The sequence below is a fragment of the Guptibacillus hwajinpoensis genome (genome assembly GCF_020524165.1).
In the GTDB taxonomy this organism is placed as follows: domain Bacteria; phylum Bacillota; class Bacilli; order Bacillales; family Guptibacillaceae; genus Guptibacillus; species Guptibacillus hwajinpoensis_D.
The window spans coordinates 38,166-55,601 of record NZ_JAIVKU010000001.1 but is presented as its reverse complement, the minus strand read 5'-3'; the positions used below and the strand labels follow the sequence as shown (position 1 = coordinate 55,601).

Below are 17,436 nucleotides of genomic sequence, written 5' to 3'. Positions count from 1 at the left end.
CTCCTTTCAGCGCATGGTTACGCCAGACAACGCATGTTTATCAGCAATAATTGTAACATGAGAATGCTTGTTTAATACTGATGCAGGAAAGGACTCATCAACTTCACCTTTCACCAATTTTCTCATCGCTTCGTTTTTTGATTCGCCTGATACGAGTAATAAAATTTCTTTGCTCTTCATAATGGTGGCAATTCCCATAGTAATGGCTTCATGTGGTACTTCACGAATATCACTAAAAAAACGAGCGTTGGCTTCTCTTGTAGATTGCGCCAGTTCTACGATTTGCGTTGTTGCTTGAAAGGATGTTCCTGGCTCATTAAAGCCAATATGCCCGTTACTTCCCATTCCGAGAAGCTGAACATCGATTCCTCCAGATGCTTCGATTTTTGCTTCGTACTCTTTGCATTCTTCTACGAGATCAGGAGCGATTCCATTAGGTAGATGGACATTTGAAGGTGGTATATCGACTTTCTCAAATAAATTTTTGTGCATAAAAGCATGGTAACTATTGGGATGATCCGATGAAAAACCGACATATTCATCCAGATTATAGGTGGTTACTTGTTTGTAAGATGTATCGTTCTTTTCATGATCCATAATTAATCGTTGATATGTTCCAAGGGGAGTCCCTCCCGTTGCAAGTCCGAGTACTATCGACGGATTTGTTTGGACTTTATCAACTAAATAATTGGCCGCGAGCTCACTCATATGCTTATAATCCCTTGCTTCAATCAACTTCATTTTTCTCGCTCCCTCCAATCGAATAAGCAAGATGCCCCTTACAGAAAGTCATGATCACGTCTCCCTCTTCAGATCGTAGGAAAAGGTCTGCATCTTTTCCTACGGCAAGACTGCCCTTTCGATCAAAAACCCCGAGCTGTTTAGCAGGATTTTCAGACGCCATTTTAACTGCACTTTCAAGGGAACACCCCGTATAAGCTTGAATATTCGTAAGCGCGTCTTTCATCTTCAGCACACTGCCCGCCAAAGTCCCGTTCTCCAAAAGGGCTTTGCCATCTTTTACTTCTACCTCTTGCCCACCTAGATCATATCGACCATTTTTAAGACATTTTGCACGCATGGCATCTGTTATTAAAATCATCCCAGATGACGTTTTTTGTTGATAAGCTAGCTGAATCATCTCCGGTCGAACATGAAACCCATCTGCAATCACTTCTGTTTTTAATTGATCGACTAATAAAGCAGCACCTGCCACACCCGGCTCTCGGTGATGCAGTCCTCTCATGCCATTATAGAGGTGAGTAACATGCGTGGCGCCATTGGATACAGCCTCCATTACCTGCTCATAAGTTGCATCAGAATGTCCAATTGAGGCGACAACCCCTCTTTTTGTTAAATAACGAACCAGCTCCAACCCACCTTCCTTTTCAGGGGCGAGTGTTACAAGTTTAATCTTTTCTTTAGCAAGCTTATTCCACGATTCAAACACATGATGATCAGGACGCTGCATCGCATGCAGTGGCTGTGCACCGGCTCGCTCACTGTTTAGAAACGGCCCTTCTAAATGAATGCCAAGCACTTCAGCGTGACCGGCCATTTGCTTATTATCTACATAATCACCTGCATTCTGAAGAGCACGTTCAATCGCTTTTGCTTCCTGTGTAATGGTGGTCGCAAGAAAGCTTGTGGTGCCTTCGCGAGGTAGTGTTTTCGTAATCGTATCAAGTGCTTCTGTTGTTGCATCCATCGTATCTGCTCCATTTACCCCGTGAATGTGTACGTCAATCATGCCTGGAAGCAGAGATACTTTTTCATGAAACGTAAATACTTTTTCACCATCACTTTCAATACGTTGCTTCGCCTCTCCAATTTCAGTAATGATGCCATTTGCAACTTTAATGTAACCATTCTCTATTGTTTCTCGTTCGCTATATACCGTTACCTGATCAATAACGAAATGATTATCTGTCACTACCACACACTCCTCATCGTTCTATTAAATGAATCGTATCACCATTAAGTACAGTTGTCTATACCAGTAGATGCATCAAGGCGGCATGATATCAAATTATTGGTATAGACAACTATATTTTGTGCTGTTATGATGAACAGGACAATAAAACGTTTTCAAATTATGAAAGGGGTTGAACGTTTATGCTCGGAGCTTTACAGCGTATCGGTAAGTCGTTAATGCTTCCTATCGCAGTGCTACCAGCTGCCGCTCTCCTGCTAAGGTTAGGGCAAGATGACCTGCTCGGCATTCCATTTGTCGCTGCTGCAGGAGGAGCCATATTTGATAACTTAGCCCTGATTTTCGCCATTGGTGTAGCGATTGGTTTCTCAAAAGATAGCAATGGCGCCGCTGGATTAGCAGGTGCAATTGGTTACCTGGTTCTGACACAGGGAACTCAAGCAGTGAATGAAGATATAAACATGGCGATCCTCGGAGGAATCTTATCTGGTATCGTCGCTGGACTGCTTTATAATCGATTTCACGACATTAAGCTGCCAACATGGCTTGGTTTCTTTGGAGGACGACGTTTTGTACCAATCATCACAGCAACTGCAATGGTTATTCTTGCCGGGTTATTCGGCTTTGTCTGGCCTCCAATCCAAGACGGAATTAATGCAATTGGCCAATGGATTATTGATGCAGGGGCACTCGGTGTTGGCGTATTTGGATTTTTAAATCGATTGCTGATTCCTTTTGGACTGCATCATGTACTAAATAGTTTAGTTTGGTTCGTCTTTGGAGAGTATAACGGCGCAACAGGAGACCTGAATCGATTCTTTGCCGAAGATCCTTCTGCCGGCATATTCATGGCTGGCTTCTTCCCAATTATGATGTTCGGCCTACCTGCAGCTTGCTTTGCCATGATAGCCGCTGCTAAAAAAGAGCGAAGAGCTGAAGTAAGCGGCATGTTAATTGGAATTGCCTTTGCTTCCTTTTTAACAGGGATTACGGAACCAATTGAATTTGCCTTTATGTTCTTATCACCTTTATTATATGGGATTCACGCTCTTTTAACAGCTAGCTCCATGGTTCTCGCCTACGTTCTGGACATCCACCATGGATTTGGCTTCTCTGCTGGTGCCATTGACTTTTTCCTTAATTATGGATTAGCACAGAAAGCCGGGCTATTGCTTGTTATTGGTTTGATTTACGGAGTCATTTACTTTGTTGTCTTCTACTTCTTAATCAAAAAATTAAACTTAAAAACGCCTGGTCGAGAAGACGAAGATATGGCCGTACAAGCTACTTCGACTTCTGAAGGTGATAAATACGATGTCATGGCAGGCCATTTTATTCGTAGTATTGGCGGCATCGATAATATTTCATCCATTGATAACTGTACGACGAGACTGCGTTTACAAATGAATGATATGGCAAAAGTCGATGAAGCAGAATTAAAACGACACGGTGCTCGAGGCGTGGTGAAAGTAAATAATCGCAACCTTCAAATCATCGTCGGAACGGATGTAGAATTTGTAGCAGATGCCATGCGGGGTACCCGCTCAACTCCTTCAAAGGAGAAGTCTAATCCTTCCATCAACTTAACAAAAACGATGGACGATCAAGCTTTTATCATGCCTGTTAAAGGGAAAATCATTCCGTTGAAAGAGGTACCTGACGAAGTCTTTTCTGCAGGAATGATGGGAGATGGTTTCGCCATCCTTCCTGAAGATGGTCATTTTGTTTCGCCAGTTGACGGCGAAGTCATAAGCGTCTTCCCTACAAAACATGCGATAGGTATGAAGTCCGATAGTGGCATAGAAATCTTAATTCATGTTGGCATTGATACGGTCAATTTAAAAGGAGAAGGGTTTACGACTTATGTAAAAGAAGGAGATAAGATTAAGAGAGGCGATAAATTGATGACAGTCGATTTAAGTAGCGTCAGACGAGCTGTTCCGTCCCTTGCAACACCTGTTATTTTCACGAATTTACAAACATTAAAAATCAAAAAAACAGGTAGCATACCTCAAGGTGATAGCGGCATCGTTTCCATTGATTAATCTCATAAACGAAGAAAGGCAGCGGAGATCCGCTGCCTTTCTATTGCTATTTATTCATTTTATCAAGAAATCCGCCAAGCAAATCATCTACGCTTTCTTCTTCCTCTTCTTCAACAGCTGAACTTTGCTCCTGTTTCGCCTGATCCCAATCAAAGTTCATTAGATCATCATCAGACGTCTCTGGTAAGGTTGCCACAGGTTCTGACACTTCTCTGTGTACTGCTTCCTCCTGCAAATAAAGGGCCTGATCAATATCAATTGAATTGCTGTTAAACGATGCGAGGAGTGATGCAGCGCGTACGGGATCTGATAAAATTTGGTAAACGATGTTGCCAAGAAGCGCTTCTGAATGCTCATGCTTTAGCCAATCTCTTTGCGCTTTGCTTAATCCTTTGGGTAAAGGCACTGTAATCGCATCATTATCGCGTCTGATCGTTTGCGTCACACCATCCAATACATATTCCGCAATGCGGCTAGAGAAGTTACGCTTTTCTTCTTCTTTCAACTTCTGTAGCTGCTTGAGAATATGATCAGGTGTATCAGAGGGAAGGCGAAACGTGATCGCCTGTCCTCTCTGTATCCCCGTCATCCCCGCCTTTTTCATCAAATCACCCTACTAGTTTTTGACCTTGTTCTTTTCGTCTTTCTTTTCTTGGTGCTGAGGTTTGTTATTTTTACGAGTGAAATCAGAGATCAGCTTGTAGTAAGCGTTCGACATCATCCAGATGCTTTCTTTCTCATCTTCAAAGAAATCGATGTTGTATCCATCTAAATTATTGTTCAACGTTTTTAGGTAATCTTTAAGAACAATGGAACCACCGCCAACGAAATAGCAGATTTCAGATTGAGAGTTCTTCTGCCATACATTACGAAGGTGACGATACTGCTTCTTCGCTAGTTCTAGTAGAATGCGGTCCGTAATATCATGGACGCTCGTACGGCTTCCGCGAACCATAATGTGATTACGATCGTTCTTTTTCGTAATAATATCAACTACATCACGACGGCTATCAAGTTCCACACCATGTTTTGAGCGGATTTCTTCGCGAATCGCTTCAAGCGACTCAGCAACACCAAGATTAAAGCCCTGGGCCTTATCGTCATCCACATTACGGTTTTTAATAACCGCGATATCAGTAGAAAGACCACCAATATCTTGGATAAGAATACGCTTATCAATTAGATCTTTGTTAATAATATTAAGATCATTATCCATAACAAGGTTAATGTATGCCGCAAAGCCCTCTGGGTAAACTTTAACTTCATCAAACTTAATATTTACTTTCTTCCCTTGATATTTCGGTGTGACAAGAAACTCTACCTGGTGAACAGAACCAAGAAGTCTTGAACGGTAACCTACATCTTTTCCTTCTTTTACTTCACGTAGTGGAAGACCTGTTCCAAGTGTGTAGTTGGCATCAATCACGCCATTTTGATTTTTGAAGTTTGCTGAGTTCTTTGGATCAACTGCATCCAAAGCGAGAGATGCAAACAGCATGACAAGGGTTTGATCTTCTTCTGATTTTGCACTCCCGGGGTCTAATTCAGTCGGATTATCACTCTTTGTTGCTAGATTACCAACTCGATAGATTGCATTGTTATCTTTTAGAGCAGGGGAGTGAACGCGAATATGAATACCGTCAAGTGGATCCTTTGTATCCAATTCTTCGATTCCAATCACTGGGCGATCTTCTATATCTCTTGCAATTACATTTGGTATGTAGAGGTCAGATTCAATTTTTCCATAGATTCCTTTTAGTGAGTCGTTACCTACATCGACTGCTGCAATTCTTGAATTACTCATAAAAACGATCCATCCTTTCATATTTAAAATCTAGTATTTCTACTATTACTTTAAAATTTATAGAAATTTTCAAACGAAGTCAATGAGTCATTCTATCTAGTTTACATTTTTGTATACATGTTTACAACTCCGTCTACATGTACACATTAAATGTTTACTTGTATACATAATTGTACGCATCCCTACAAACCAACATGTGTACACATTTGTTTACTTGTGTACATAAAATGATTACAAGTTTACATTTTTGTTTACTTGTACACGTAATTTGTATACAAAGATTTTTCTTTTATAACCGTTCAAAATAAGCACTTCCTATACCTGCTCACTCAAGCTTTATTAGTCTGTAAGAATGCTTAGATATGAGGTGGGTTTTAAGAGAATACTGCCTTGAATGATTATGTAAATGTTAAAACATAAAAATGACTGCTTTATCGCAGTCATTAAAAACGGATCAATTAGAAAGAAAACTACATCAAAGAAGTGAGGCTAGCCACAAACCATATTTTTAACCTAACGTCGTGCGTTACCAGACCTTAACTGCAAAGCCTTTCCCTATCACTCCAAAAATAATTGCCAATATAGACAAAGGATAAGGATTAATAGGGTTTAAAAAGAGATAGAGGACCAATTATACCTAAAACCATTGACGCAACGGCTAGACCATTACTACGACTCTCAGGTTAAGGCACAAATCAACTCCCTCTTTCAAGCTTATTTTTTCATATAATTGAGTGGTTTAAAGTAAAATTAGTAGTTCAATTAAAAGAAGCGTGCAGCACTATCATTGCCACACGCTTCTTTGTCGTTACAAATCAGCTATATATAGGCTGGCCTTCAGTAAGACCAAGCGTTTGTGAGACTGCATGATTAATCTCTTTAAAAAGATCAGGGTTTTCCTCGAGAGCGTACCCATGAGATGGAATCATTTCTTTAATCTTGGGTTCCCATTTTTCTAGATACTCCGGGAAGCACCTTTCAAAAACTTCTAGCATGACATGTACAGCTGTGGAAGCACCTGGAGAAGCACCAAGTAACGCTGCAATCGATCCGTCTGATGCTGTCACCACTTCTGTACCAAATTGAAGCGTTCCTTTCCCCTCTTCTTCTGTATCCTTGATTACCTGTACACGTTGTCCAGCCACTACAATATCCCAGTCTTCCTTTTGTGCAGTCGGAATAAATTCACGTAATTCTTCAATGCGCTTATCTTCTGATAACATGACTTGTTGCACAAGGTATTTCGTTAATCCCATTTCCTTTACGCCTGCTGCCATCATTGTTAATAAATTATTAGGCTTAACAGAACTAATGAGATCCATGTTTGAACCGGTTTTAAGAAATTTCGGCGAAAATCCTGCAAATGGTCCAAATAATAAGCTTTTCTTATTGTTAATGTACCTTGTATCAAGATGAGGGACAGACATTGGGGGAGCTCCTACCTTTGCTTTCCCATAAACCTTTCCATGATGCTGCTCAATCACTTCAGGATTATTACATACCATGAACAGCCCACTTACTGGAAACCCTCCAATTTGTTTTGATTCAGGTATTCCGGTTTTTTGGAGTAAAGGAAGACTACCGCCACCTCCACCAATAAAGACAAAGTCTGCCGTATGGAATTCAAGGTTATCATGGACCAAATCTTTAACTTTGACTTCCCAAAGTCCTTCCTTCGTACGTGTGATATCCTCTACACTGTGTTTGTATTGAACTTGAACATTTTCGCGTTCTAAATGCTCAAACATAAGACGGGTTAAAGCCCCAAAATTCACATCCGTACCAGAATCGATTTTTGTCGCAGCAATCGGTTCATCCGAAGTACGCCCCTCCATAATGAGTGGAATCCATTCCTTAAGCTTGTCAGGATCTTCAGAAAGTTCCATGCCTTGAAAGAGTGGATTTCCTGACAACGCTTCCAAACGCTTTTTCAGAAATCTTACGTTATCTTCTCCAAACACAAGACTCATGTGGGGAATTGGTTTAATAAATTCTTGAGGGTTTTGAATTAATCCTTTATTAACGAAATAAGACCAGAACTGTTTTGACAGTTGGAATTGCTCATTAATTTTGACCGCCTTGCTAATATCGATTGATCCGTCCGCCTTTTCAGACGTATAATTTAGTTCGCATAAAGCAGAATGGCCTGTCCCTGCATTATTCCATTCATTCGAGCTTTCTTCTCCTGCACTTCCAAGTTTCTCAAAAACTTTAACATTCCATTCAGGTGCTAATTCTTTTAATAAAGATCCCAAAGTTGCACTCATGACTCCAGCACCAATTAAGATAACATCTTTTTTTTGATTCTTGCTCATGATACCCTTCCTTGTCTCATTTATTTGTAATAAAAAGAATACGCGCTCATGCTCATATGCTAGAAAAGCAAGGCGATACATGGTTAACTAACATGTTCTATCCTAATTATACCTTATCATAAGCAATTATTATAATTGTAGGAAAAATAACAAATAATCTAAAGCGTTTTTACTATTTTTTACACATTTTAACGGGTTTGAGAACTCTTTTTTAACCATCTGAAGACCTTTAACAACTGATGATTAAACGAAATTCTTGTTATAATCGGAATCTCCTTCCACCTATCCTAACTCATCCCCTTGCACTTTTCATTTAATACGATTAAAGTATATACTGGTTGAAATCCATTCTATAATGGATTGTACAACACCATTTTACTTTTTAATTTTGGGAATGGATTTCCCTTAAGGAAAGGGTTCAGATAGATATGAAAGATAATTTTTGGAATGAGCTGCCACGACCGTTCTTTGTTCTCGCTCCAATGGAAGCCGTAACGGATGTCGTTTTTCGCCATGTAGTGAGTGCTGCAGCGAGTCCTGACGTGTATTTTACAGAGTTTGCGAATACGGAAAGCTACTGTCATCCGAAAGGAAAAGACAGCTTGCGCGGACGATTGACGTTCACGGAAGATGAGCAGCCAATCGTAGCCCATATTTGGGGCGATAAGCCGGAATACTTCAAAGAAATGAGTATCGGTATGGCAAAGATGGGCTATCGAGGCGTAGATATCAATATGGGCTGCCCTGCTCCCAATGTCGCACCAAAAGGAAAGGGATGCGGACTCATTCGTCGTCCTGATGTCGCAGCAGACATCATACAGGCAGCAAAAGCTGGAGGGTTACCCGTCAGTGTCAAAACCCGTCTCGGATACACGGAAGTTGAAGAGTGGCGCCACTGGCTGAAGCACCTTCTGGAACAGGATATTGCTAACCTTTCGATTCATCTCCGTACAAAAAAGGAAATGAGCAATGTTGACGCTCACTGGGAGCTGATTCCGGAGATCAAGCAACTTCGTGATGAAGTTGCTCCTAATACGCTTCTAACGATCAACGGGGATATTCCAGACCGTCAAAAAGGACTCGAGCTTGTAGAGAAGTATGGGGTGGATGGCGTCATGATTGGGCGTGGCATTTTCCACAACCCGTTTGCATTTGAAACAGAGAAGAAAGAGCATACGAGTGAAGAATTGCTTGATCTCCTTCGATTGCAGCTCGATCTTCATGATAAATATTCGGCAGAACTAGAAACGCGTCAGTTTGTAACGCTTCGCCGCTTTTTTAAGATATATGTTAAAGGATTCCGAGGCGCAAGTGAATTAAGGAATCAATTGATGAGTACTGACTCGACTGACGAAGTGCGTGCACTAATTGACGAGTTTATGGAGAATGAGGCGTTGAAAAAGAAAGGATTTACGGTTTCTTAGGTCTTTTTCAAGGTAACATATTAGATGTTTTCAGAGAGAAAAGTCATTCGTGCTTTTCTCTCTTTTTTTCATTCAAGTATTAAAAAAGGCACTGGTAACTGACTAAGTTTACCGATGCCTTTATCATTTCTAAGCTCAGCTAAAAGCTTAGGTTTCGAACTTCATTCCGAAAGACTAAAAACAGTAAAAATCCTCTGTTTATTTATCTCGATCTCTCGCCACCTGTGTATCTCTAATGTTTTTCTGGATTGTAATGGCTGCGAATAGACTAAGAACAAACGACATACCATAAAATCCTTTTTCGCTTAAGGTAATACTTCTGGCATTATAAAGCCCGATGGCCATTAAAGCGATCGCTACAATCACAGCAAACCAACTGAGTCCATAGTAGATGCCCGAAACAGGAATATCCTCGTCCTTATCCCGAACTGCTTTTTGCAGAGATACAGCTGCATACAGTCCAAATACCAATACAGCAAAGTAATATCCCTTCTCATTGAGCTCCATAGAGGCGTTAAAAAGGCCAATGAGATACGCAGATACACCGACGACTAAAGCGGCCCAACTAGCCCCTTTAAAAGCGCCTGTCGGTTCCCCTTCTTTTCTTTCCATCTTCATCTTTGGTTCCTTTTCGCTCATTAACGGATTCTCGTTCATTTCGGACATTCGCCAGTCCCCCTTTACTGTCATGCAAAAAGTAGGTGCTACACTTTCCCTATAAAAACCATTATAGCAATTATCCATAAATTGTCTTTATAAATATTGAAAGAACAATGGAGAACCTTATAGTGGAGTCAGATTGATGTACTCCTACTGTTCCATTAAAAAGGGCACGGATCACTAGTGATCCGTGCCCTTTTTCATTATTTTTCTAGTAGTTTGCTAGTTTTGTGTGTTTATTTACTATTTATAGTAACTTTATTTGTGATAAGGTTCCCCTCGATTAATCTTAAACGCACGATACACCTGCTCCACTAAAATAAGCCGCATCAGTTGATGAGGGAAAGTCATTTTAGAAAAAGATAACGTATCGTTTGCTCGTTGAAGAACCTCGTTACTTAAACCAAGTGATCCCCCGATTACAAAGGCAATTTTACTTTTTCCGTACGTCGCCAATTGATCAAGATCATGAGCGAGCTGCTCAGACGTTTTCATTTTTCCGTTAATCGCAAGCGCGATCACATGCGCATCAGGAGAAATTTTAGATAAAATGCGGTTGCCTTCTGCTTTTTTTACTTGCTCCATTTCCGTCTCACTTAAATTTTCTGGTGCTTTTTCATCAGGAACCTCAATAACCTCTATTTTTGCAAAAGGTCCTAATCGTTTTGTGTATTCTTCAATTCCCTGCTTTAAATATTTCTCTTTCAACTTCCCTACCGTTACAATACTGATATTCAAAAGTTATCCCCACCTGTGTATGTTTTTGTAAGTCCACAGAAAATAAACAGGTTATCCACAGATTTTATCCACATATACACATTTTCCATCCACATATCGTGACCGAATATTAGTTCGACACCATATATGTTGCGTTATTTTTGCAATACTCACAAACTGTGGACAACTTTTCCGCATCTTTTTCCACTCTTTCTAAGACAGGAAACTGTCCTGTTTCATCAACAGCAACATCCAATGCCAATTCTACGTGATCGTCACAACAATAGATTTTCATCTAATCGTTCCTTTCTTGTTCATTCTAAATGATTTTTTCAAAAGCAAACAGGAGAGTCTCCTCCCCTGTTCTCGTTTACGAATGTTGCTGCTCAGCAAGTGTTACTTCAACCTCTTGCTTTGTTCCTTCACGGTATATGGTTAATTTCACACGATCGCCAATTTCTTTCTTTGTATAAAGAAACTTACGAAGATCAATGGAATTCTTAATCTTTTGACCATCCATTGCTGTAATCACATCTAACTCTTTAAGACCCGCAATCTCTCCTGATGATGTAGGGAACACGCTCATCACGACAACACCATAATCGATTTTACCTGGCAGCTTAAGCGATTCACTCCAATGATATGTTGGAATTTCAGATAGTGATTTTGTTCCAATTCCAATTTGAGGTCTTCTGACTTCCCCGTATGATTCAAGGTCGTTAATAATTGGTTCAGCAATATTAATCGGAATAGAGAAGCCGATACCTTCTACGCTTGATTGAGCAATCTTCATCGAATTAATCCCGACGAGTTGACCTGATATGTTAATTAATGCGCCGCCGCTATTTCCAGGATTAATCGATGCATCTGTTTGAATTACGTCAGCATTCCAATCAATCGTACCATTCTGGTCAGTATCGACCGGAAAGGAGCGCTCTGGATTACTTATAATCCCTTGGGTAACGGTTCCTTCTAAAAAACCTAGCGGGTTACCAATTGCAATCGCTGGCTCACCTGGTTTTAACTTATCGGAGTCTCCAAACTCAGCAACCATTGTAACGGCCTCAGAAGGGATTTTAAGAACAGCCAGGTCCATCAGAGGGTCAGTGCCTACAAGCTTTGCTGAAACGCGTTTCTCGGCGTTTAAACTTACTTCAAGCTGTCCTGCACCTTCGACTACATGATTATTCGTTACAACGAAGGCATCTTTCCCTTCTTTTTTGTAAATCACACCTGAGCCCGCTCCGGCTTCTCCATAATCCTCAGCCCAAAAATCTGTTTTCTGTAAATTAATAACTCCTACTACGGCTTCTCCTACATTGGCAACAGCTGATGTAATATCATTTGTTACATCAATACTAATGTCCTTTGTAATCGCTCGCTGTTCTGACTGGGAATCCGCTTCTTCCTCTTGAGGGGGCTCAATATCAGGCAGGACGCCTACATCTGATAGGGCAGGAACCGTAAATAGAATAAGCAGGGCACCGAGGATTGCGCCAAATAATGCCGCCATAAAGGCGCCGCCTCGGTTTCCTTTCTGCCGCTTTGGTCGATTGTTTTCTTCACCATCATAATAGCCCAAAGTGTTCACCCATCCTTTCAATTAAAAAAGGAGACCGTTCAAGACTTCTCTTTTCTCTGAACCCTTTTTGGTTCTCTTTATACTTTTGTTACTACTGTTGGGGAAGCAGGATCAGTATCATATAAAGAAAGTTGTTCTCCAACTGCAAATCCATTTTGTTCAAGGGTTTGTTGGACAGAAAGTCTTGCCAGGTCTTTCATGTTATTATCTTTACTTAAATGGGCTAAATAAATACGCTTTGTCTGATCACCAATGATATCTGAAAGGGCTGCTCCGGCATCTTCATTAGATACATGCCCCATATCCCCTAGAATCCGTCGCTTGACGTTCCAAGGATAACGCCCCATCATTAGCATATTAATATCATGATTGGATTCAAATACAAGCATATCTGAATTCCGAATAGTTCCCTTAATGCGATCACTTACATAACCAAGATCTGTTGCAATACTGAGCTTTTTCCCTTCATGATGGAAGGCATAAAACATCGGCTCTGCCGCATCGTGCGAGACACCGAAAGACTCCACATCGAGGTCGTCAAACGTTTTTACCGTATCCATATCAAATTGAAATTTCTGGCCAACAGGTATTTCACCAATTAATCCAGTCATCGCTTCCCACGTTTTTGCATTGGCATAGATCGGGAGTTTGTATCGTCTTGCAAATATTCCAAGTCCTTTAATGTGGTCACTATGCTCGTGTGTCACAAGCAACCCATCTAGATCTTTTGGATCGAGATGGGCTTTTGTGAACAGTTCTTCAAGTTTTTTCCCGCTTAATCCGGCATCGACTAGAAGCTTGTGCTTCTCGGTACCAACATAAATGGCATTCCCAGTGCTCCCACTAGCAAGCACACTAAATTCAAGAGACATAAAACATTCCTCTCCTACTTATCGCTTGTAATCGACTTTGGCTTTGAAGGATCAGGCTGATCCGTGTCCTTCTCATCCTGTTCATTTCCACTATCTTCTTCCGGTTCGCTAAATACCGTTTTTTCGATCGCATTAACATAATAATTATCTACTGGATCATCTTTCTTCTTGTTTGAAACGACCACATGCCATGTTGGAACAAAGACGAACGTGTCCCGCTCATCTTCGTTTGCTACCGTTGTATAATAACCAATCGACATGTCTTCGACTTCATCATTTAAACCAATGTCTTGTTGGTTTAATAGTAGTCCGATCGTTTCAGAAGCAGGATCAATTTTACGTTCTTTCCCTATTTTCTGCAGACTTAAATAAGTTTGTGTATAGGAAATAACCTTATCGTCCTCAAGTGTTACGATCAACATACCTGATTCTTGACTATAAATGGGCCGATCCTCAAACGTTTCAACGAAATAAACGATATTAGGGTTATTCTCAGCAGGACCGTAATATTGATACTTTCCACCTTCGTAAACATACGTTTCAAGAAAGATGGAGTAAGCAGAAGGCTCTGTTGGATCACTTATTGGAAAAGGTTTTTTAAGCGTAGAAACTAACTTTTCTTCATCAAGTGTAATATCCTGGCTCGTTCCTTCTTCTAAGGTTTTTTCTTCTTTCTCTGTAAATTCATGAACGTCTCCGCTTATAAAAGACATTTTCTCAGATTGAATAGGGAGGTTCTTTTCGTACGTAACGTTTAGATTTTTCAGCTGGTCTTCAATCGTCACCTGTTTTTGTTGTTCGATTTCACTTAATTCCGTTTGCTTTTTAAATAGATCACTTGCCAGAAAGATATTAAATACCAGGAAGGTTAAGATTAATATCGTTTTCGTTCTATTCCAATCCAACTTCTTCCCCTCCCTGTTCATTGCTAATGGTTTGCAGCGGTGTCCAGGTACCATTCAATTTAACAAACCATTGGGGAATCAGTGAAAAATCATATGTCTGATTTGCTGAACGATCAATTGTATAACCAACTGTCATGTTTTGTATCTCACTTGTTTTAAAGCTTCCCTCTTCCAGTAGGGCAACAACGTCATCATAACCTGGTAGCTGGCGTTCACTGATTTCTTTTGTATACTGGATGATTTTCAACATCCGCTTGTAGGTGCTAACATCATTATTTTCTAGCGTTACATTTATTTCATCTAAATCTTCTGTAGAAGAGCTATACACGGGGTAACCTTCTGTATAAAGCCGAAAAGAGATTTGATCCGTGTTGTTCTTAGAAGATGTCACCCATTCACTAAGGATATACTTGTCGTCGTTTAAATCAGTGATCCGAAAGCCAAAATGCTTGTTAATAAAGCCATAAGCATCTAATATAGGTGATTCATTTGCCACAAATTCCCTTGTCGTTGATGGCGGGTTTTTAAAGATCATATATTCATTGTCATAGTTAAACGTTAAATCACGACTTCCATCAGTATAAAGATCTGAAATGTTGTTAAAAGAGTTCTTTTCAACAGTATCTTGTTCAGGAAAAAGCGCTTCTTTAAAATCTTCTTCATTGGCTAGTTCATCTGTACTCCCACCGAATGAAGCAATCGTTTGACCTTGAATTGGCAAATAAAAGATAGGTGATTTATTAGAAACTTGAAGTTCTTTTGCACGAGCCATCTCCATTTCTTCCGCATCACTACTAGCAATATCGAAAGAAGAAAAGACGTTTGCATACCATTCCTTCATTTCACTAGAGGCCTCAATCGTAGCGCGCATGCCAACCTGACTTGATGTGTTGAGAAAAACGACCTCATTGTTTTTACCGGAAGCAATGGAAGGAATAATAATCCGATCGAATGTCGAAAGTGGAATATCATCTTTTGATATGCTCACTAATTTCTTTAACACATCATTTGAAAGCAGGGTAGGGAAAATAAGCTCTACGCTATCCCCTACTCCCTTTAAATCCTCCATATCATTTTCAACTGTAAAGGATTTAATTTTCACTCCAGAAATAAAGTTGGTATAAAAGTCGTTAATCGTGTTGAAATTGAACGAAGTAAAATGCTGATTATCAATATGGTAAACGAGCTGATTGGGTTTCACAACATCGCTTATATTGACATCCTGAATGCCCACAGGACTCGCTTCCGTAGGTGCTGCTTCTTTCTCGTATTCAGGTTCAAACGTCCAAATTTGCCAGGTGAGAAACAAACTCGTTAACACAAGGACGTTCAACAAGACTGTCTTAAAATTCTCAAACTGCTTCTTCGTCATTCTCACTTGTCCTCAACCTCCCTTATTCGTTTATAAGGGAGAGTAAAGTAGATCGTTGTTCCTTGTCCCCACTTACTCTCTGCCCAAATATCACCATGGTGGGCGTGGATCATTTCCTTGGCAATAGCTAAACCAAGCCCCGTTCCCCCGAGCTGTCTGGAGCGAGCTTTATCTACACGATAGAACCGGTCAAAAATCTTTGAAAGGTTATTTTTAGGAATACCTACACCTTCATCACTAATGCTGATCCGTATCTTCTTACCAATCGTCCAGCACCGGGCGGTAATCGTACCGCCATCTGGAGAGTATTTAATGGCATTCGAAATAATATTATCGAGCACCTGCGTCATCTTGTCTTTATCCACCTGCGTATAAATAGCTACACGAGGGAGCTGTCTAATAATCTCAATGTTATCTCGCTTCGACATTACAAAACGATCAAGTACATGATCAAACATTTCTACAAAATTGACCTCTGTAAACTCAAGACGATACTCTTTCTTATCCATTTTAGATAATTGGAGAAGATCGTTTACTAGTCGAATCATTCGTTCGGTCTCATTTTGCGTCACACTTAAGAAGCGAGGAGCAATCTCAGGATCCTGCAATGCCCCATCTTGAAGGGCTTCGAGATAACTTCTCATCGTTGTTAGTGGCGTACGTAGCTCGTGAGAAACATTCACAACAAATTCACGGCGCTCCTGCTCAAGCTGCTCTTGTTCTGTAATATCATGAAGAACAGCAATTAATCCATTAATAGGACCGTCTTCTTTATGGATAATGGAAAAATTAACGCGTATGATAAACGTCTGATGATCATCACTTAAATCCAGAATCATGGAATCAGGGCCATTGTAGACATCATCCCACGTTTTTTCTTCTGAAAACTGAAGAATTTTATTTAGTGATGTTCCGAGTACCGTTTCACGTGAAACGCTCATCATTTCCTCTGCTCGATCGTTCATTAATATAATCATGCCTTCTCGATCTGTAGCAATAACGCCATCTGTCATATAAGCAAGAACCGAAGTAAGCTTGCGACGCTCTCCTTCAGTAATCGCATTCGCTTCCTGCAACCTACGTGTTAAATCATTAAAGGCAAGGGCAAGCTGTCCGATCTCATCCTCACCATATACCTTTACTTTTCGGGTGAAATCTCCGCGTGCCATGACAAGTGCTTGTCTTCGCATATCCGAAATGGGCCTTGTGATTGTACGTGAAATGATAATGCCAAGTAGTCCAGTTAACACAAGTGCGATGAGAGCCGATTGAGCTAATAAACTATTGACTTCATCTGCTTGTTCAAAAACTTGATTCATATTTGCCTGAATGTAAACAGCACCAACAGTTGAATTCGTTTCTCCCTTAATAGGATAACTATACGCAAAGAAGCGTTCTCCTTCACTGTCGATCAAAATATTTTCCTTAGAAACGCCATTTAAAGCACTGTTCACGTAATCATTGGTTGCGCGCGTTCCTTCAAGACCATCATCATTAAGCGTCCCGACAACCTGGCCTAATGAATTAACAACGAGTATTTGACGAATCTCGTTTTGTCTAAAATTTCTGATCAAGCTTGTGATTGTATTTTCTTCTTCATCACTCTTACTATTCACTTGATCAGACACATTATCAGCTAGGAGCTCAGCACGATCTCGAATTGAACTCATATAGTTCTGTTGAAACTGATCTTCTAATTTGTCATTAAAATAAACAGAAATAAATTGAATCGCAACTAGAATGAGAAGAACATAAACAATTGCAAACTTAAAATGGATAGACTTAAAAAAACCGACCTTTCCCATCT

Annotated in this window: 15 protein-coding genes; 2 read left to right on the top strand and 13 right to left on the bottom strand. The window is 40.3% G+C overall.

Annotated elements, in window-relative coordinates; genetic code table 11:
- Positions 1-6: 6 nt before the first annotated feature.
- Both nagB and nagA read right to left on the bottom strand, forming a co-directional pair.
- A complete protein-coding gene (gene nagB / locus LC090_RS00285; protein ID WP_226654172.1) occupies positions 7-741 on the bottom strand; it encodes a glucosamine-6-phosphate deaminase in 735 nt (244 codons plus the stop codon).
- Entirely contained in the window at positions 728-1,939 is a 1,212-nt protein-coding gene (nagA, locus tag LC090_RS00280; protein WP_226654171.1) for an N-acetylglucosamine-6-phosphate deacetylase, read from the bottom strand. The genes nagB and nagA overlap by 14 nt, the downstream gene beginning before the upstream one ends.
- Positions 1,940-2,115: 176 nt before the next feature.
- Here nagA and nagE point away from each other — a divergent pair, with 176 nt between their 5' ends.
- Entirely contained in the window at positions 2,116-3,978 is a 1,863-nt protein-coding gene (nagE, locus tag LC090_RS00275) for an N-acetylglucosamine-specific PTS transporter subunit IIBC (protein WP_226654170.1), read from the top strand.
- 46 nt (positions 3,979-4,024) lie between these two features.
- Here the strand turns inward: nagE and LC090_RS00270 are convergent, their stop codons facing one another.
- From LC090_RS00270 to mqo, 3 genes are all read right to left on the bottom strand, one after another.
- Positions 4,025-4,582, bottom strand: coding sequence for a hypothetical protein (locus LC090_RS00270; RefSeq protein WP_226654168.1), 558 nt, complete (start codon positions 4,580-4,582; stop codon positions 4,025-4,027).
- Between the two features lie 12 nt (positions 4,583-4,594).
- Positions 4,595-5,782: a ParM/StbA family protein gene (locus LC090_RS00265; RefSeq protein WP_224591182.1), complete on the bottom strand. Its 1,188-nt coding sequence runs from the start codon at positions 5,780-5,782 to the stop codon at positions 4,595-4,597.
- Between the two features lie 815 nt (positions 5,783-6,597).
- On the bottom strand, positions 6,598-8,178 hold the full coding sequence (gene mqo, locus LC090_RS00260; RefSeq protein ID WP_226654166.1) for a malate dehydrogenase (quinone): 1,581 nt from the start codon (positions 8,176-8,178) through the stop codon (positions 6,598-6,600).
- Between the two features lie 347 nt (positions 8,179-8,525).
- Between mqo and LC090_RS00255 the strand changes: the two genes are divergently transcribed.
- Positions 8,526-9,521 carry a tRNA dihydrouridine synthase gene (locus LC090_RS00255; protein WP_226654164.1) on the top strand — a complete coding sequence of 332 codons (996 nt, stop codon included), beginning with the start codon at positions 8,526-8,528 and terminating at the stop codon, positions 9,519-9,521.
- Positions 9,522-9,719: 198 nt separating this feature from the next.
- On the opposite strand, the gene yiaA is transcribed toward LC090_RS00255, so the two are convergent.
- The 8 genes from yiaA to walK all read right to left on the bottom strand — a co-directional run bounded on the left by yiaA (position 9,720) and on the right by walK (position 17,434).
- On the bottom strand, positions 9,720-10,187 hold the full coding sequence (gene yiaA, locus LC090_RS00250) for an inner membrane protein YiaA (RefSeq protein WP_226654162.1): 468 nt from the start codon (positions 10,185-10,187) through the stop codon (positions 9,720-9,722).
- Positions 10,188-10,439: 252 nt separating this feature from the next.
- Complete coding sequence (gene rlmH, locus LC090_RS00245; protein ID WP_226654160.1) at positions 10,440-10,919, bottom strand: 23S rRNA (pseudouridine(1915)-N(3))-methyltransferase RlmH; 480 nt, start codon at positions 10,917-10,919, stop codon at positions 10,440-10,442.
- Between the two features lie 109 nt (positions 10,920-11,028).
- Complete coding sequence (locus LC090_RS00240) at positions 11,029-11,193, bottom strand: CxxH/CxxC protein (protein ID WP_226654158.1); 165 nt, start codon at positions 11,191-11,193, stop codon at positions 11,029-11,031.
- A gap of 75 nt (positions 11,194-11,268) precedes the next feature.
- On the bottom strand, positions 11,269-12,480 hold the full coding sequence (locus tag LC090_RS00235; RefSeq protein ID WP_226654156.1) for a S1C family serine protease: 1,212 nt from the start codon (positions 12,478-12,480) through the stop codon (positions 11,269-11,271).
- Positions 12,481-12,557: 77 nt separating this feature from the next.
- On the bottom strand, positions 12,558-13,352 hold the full coding sequence (locus tag LC090_RS00230) for an MBL fold metallo-hydrolase (RefSeq protein WP_226654154.1): 795 nt from the start codon (positions 13,350-13,352) through the stop codon (positions 12,558-12,560).
- 14 nt (positions 13,353-13,366) lie between these two features.
- Complete coding sequence (locus LC090_RS00225; protein ID WP_226654152.1) at positions 13,367-14,257, bottom strand: two-component system regulatory protein YycI; 891 nt, start codon at positions 14,255-14,257, stop codon at positions 13,367-13,369.
- Complete coding sequence (locus LC090_RS00220; RefSeq protein ID WP_226654665.1) at positions 14,244-15,629, bottom strand: YycH family regulatory protein; 1,386 nt, start codon at positions 15,627-15,629, stop codon at positions 14,244-14,246. Before LC090_RS00220 ends, LC090_RS00225 begins: the two co-directional genes overlap by 14 nt.
- Positions 15,630-15,631: 2 nt before the next feature.
- Entirely contained in the window at positions 15,632-17,434 is a 1,803-nt protein-coding gene (gene walK, locus LC090_RS00215) for a cell wall metabolism sensor histidine kinase WalK (protein WP_226654149.1), read from the bottom strand.
- Between the last annotated feature and the right edge of the window lie 2 nt (positions 17,435-17,436).

Excerpts from the sequence above, each read along its gene's own strand:
- LC090_RS00240 (WP_226654158.1), bottom strand. The coding sequence starts at position 11,193 with ATGAAAATCTATTGTTGTGACGATCACGTAGAATTGGCATTGGATGTT.
- LC090_RS00230 (WP_226654154.1), bottom strand. The coding sequence starts at position 13,352 with ATGTCTCTTGAATTTAGTGTGCTTGCTAGTGGGAGCACTGGGAATGCC.
- LC090_RS00270 (WP_226654168.1), bottom strand. The coding sequence starts at position 4,582 with ATGAAAAAGGCGGGGATGACGGGGATACAGAGAGGACAGGCGATCACG.
- LC090_RS00220 (WP_226654665.1), bottom strand. The coding sequence starts at position 15,629 with ATGACGAAGAAGCAGTTTGAGAATTTTAAGACAGTCTTGTTGAACGTC.
- LC090_RS00255 (WP_226654164.1), top strand. The coding sequence starts at position 8,526 with ATGAAAGATAATTTTTGGAATGAGCTGCCACGACCGTTCTTTGTTCTC.
- mqo (WP_226654166.1), bottom strand. The coding sequence starts at position 8,178 with ATGTATCGCCTTGCTTTTCTAGCATATGAGCATGAGCGCGTATTCTTT.
- yiaA (WP_226654162.1), bottom strand. The coding sequence starts at position 10,187 with ATGTCCGAAATGAACGAGAATCCGTTAATGAGCGAAAAGGAACCAAAG.
- walK (WP_226654149.1), bottom strand. The coding sequence starts at position 17,434 with ATGGGAAAGGTCGGTTTTTTTAAGTCTATCCATTTTAAGTTTGCAATT.
- LC090_RS00265 (WP_224591182.1), bottom strand. The coding sequence starts at position 5,782 with ATGAGTAATTCAAGAATTGCAGCAGTCGATGTAGGTAACGACTCACTA.
- nagE (WP_226654170.1), top strand. The coding sequence starts at position 2,116 with ATGCTCGGAGCTTTACAGCGTATCGGTAAGTCGTTAATGCTTCCTATC.
- nagB (WP_226654172.1), bottom strand. The coding sequence starts at position 741 with ATGAAGTTGATTGAAGCAAGGGATTATAAGCATATGAGTGAGCTCGCG.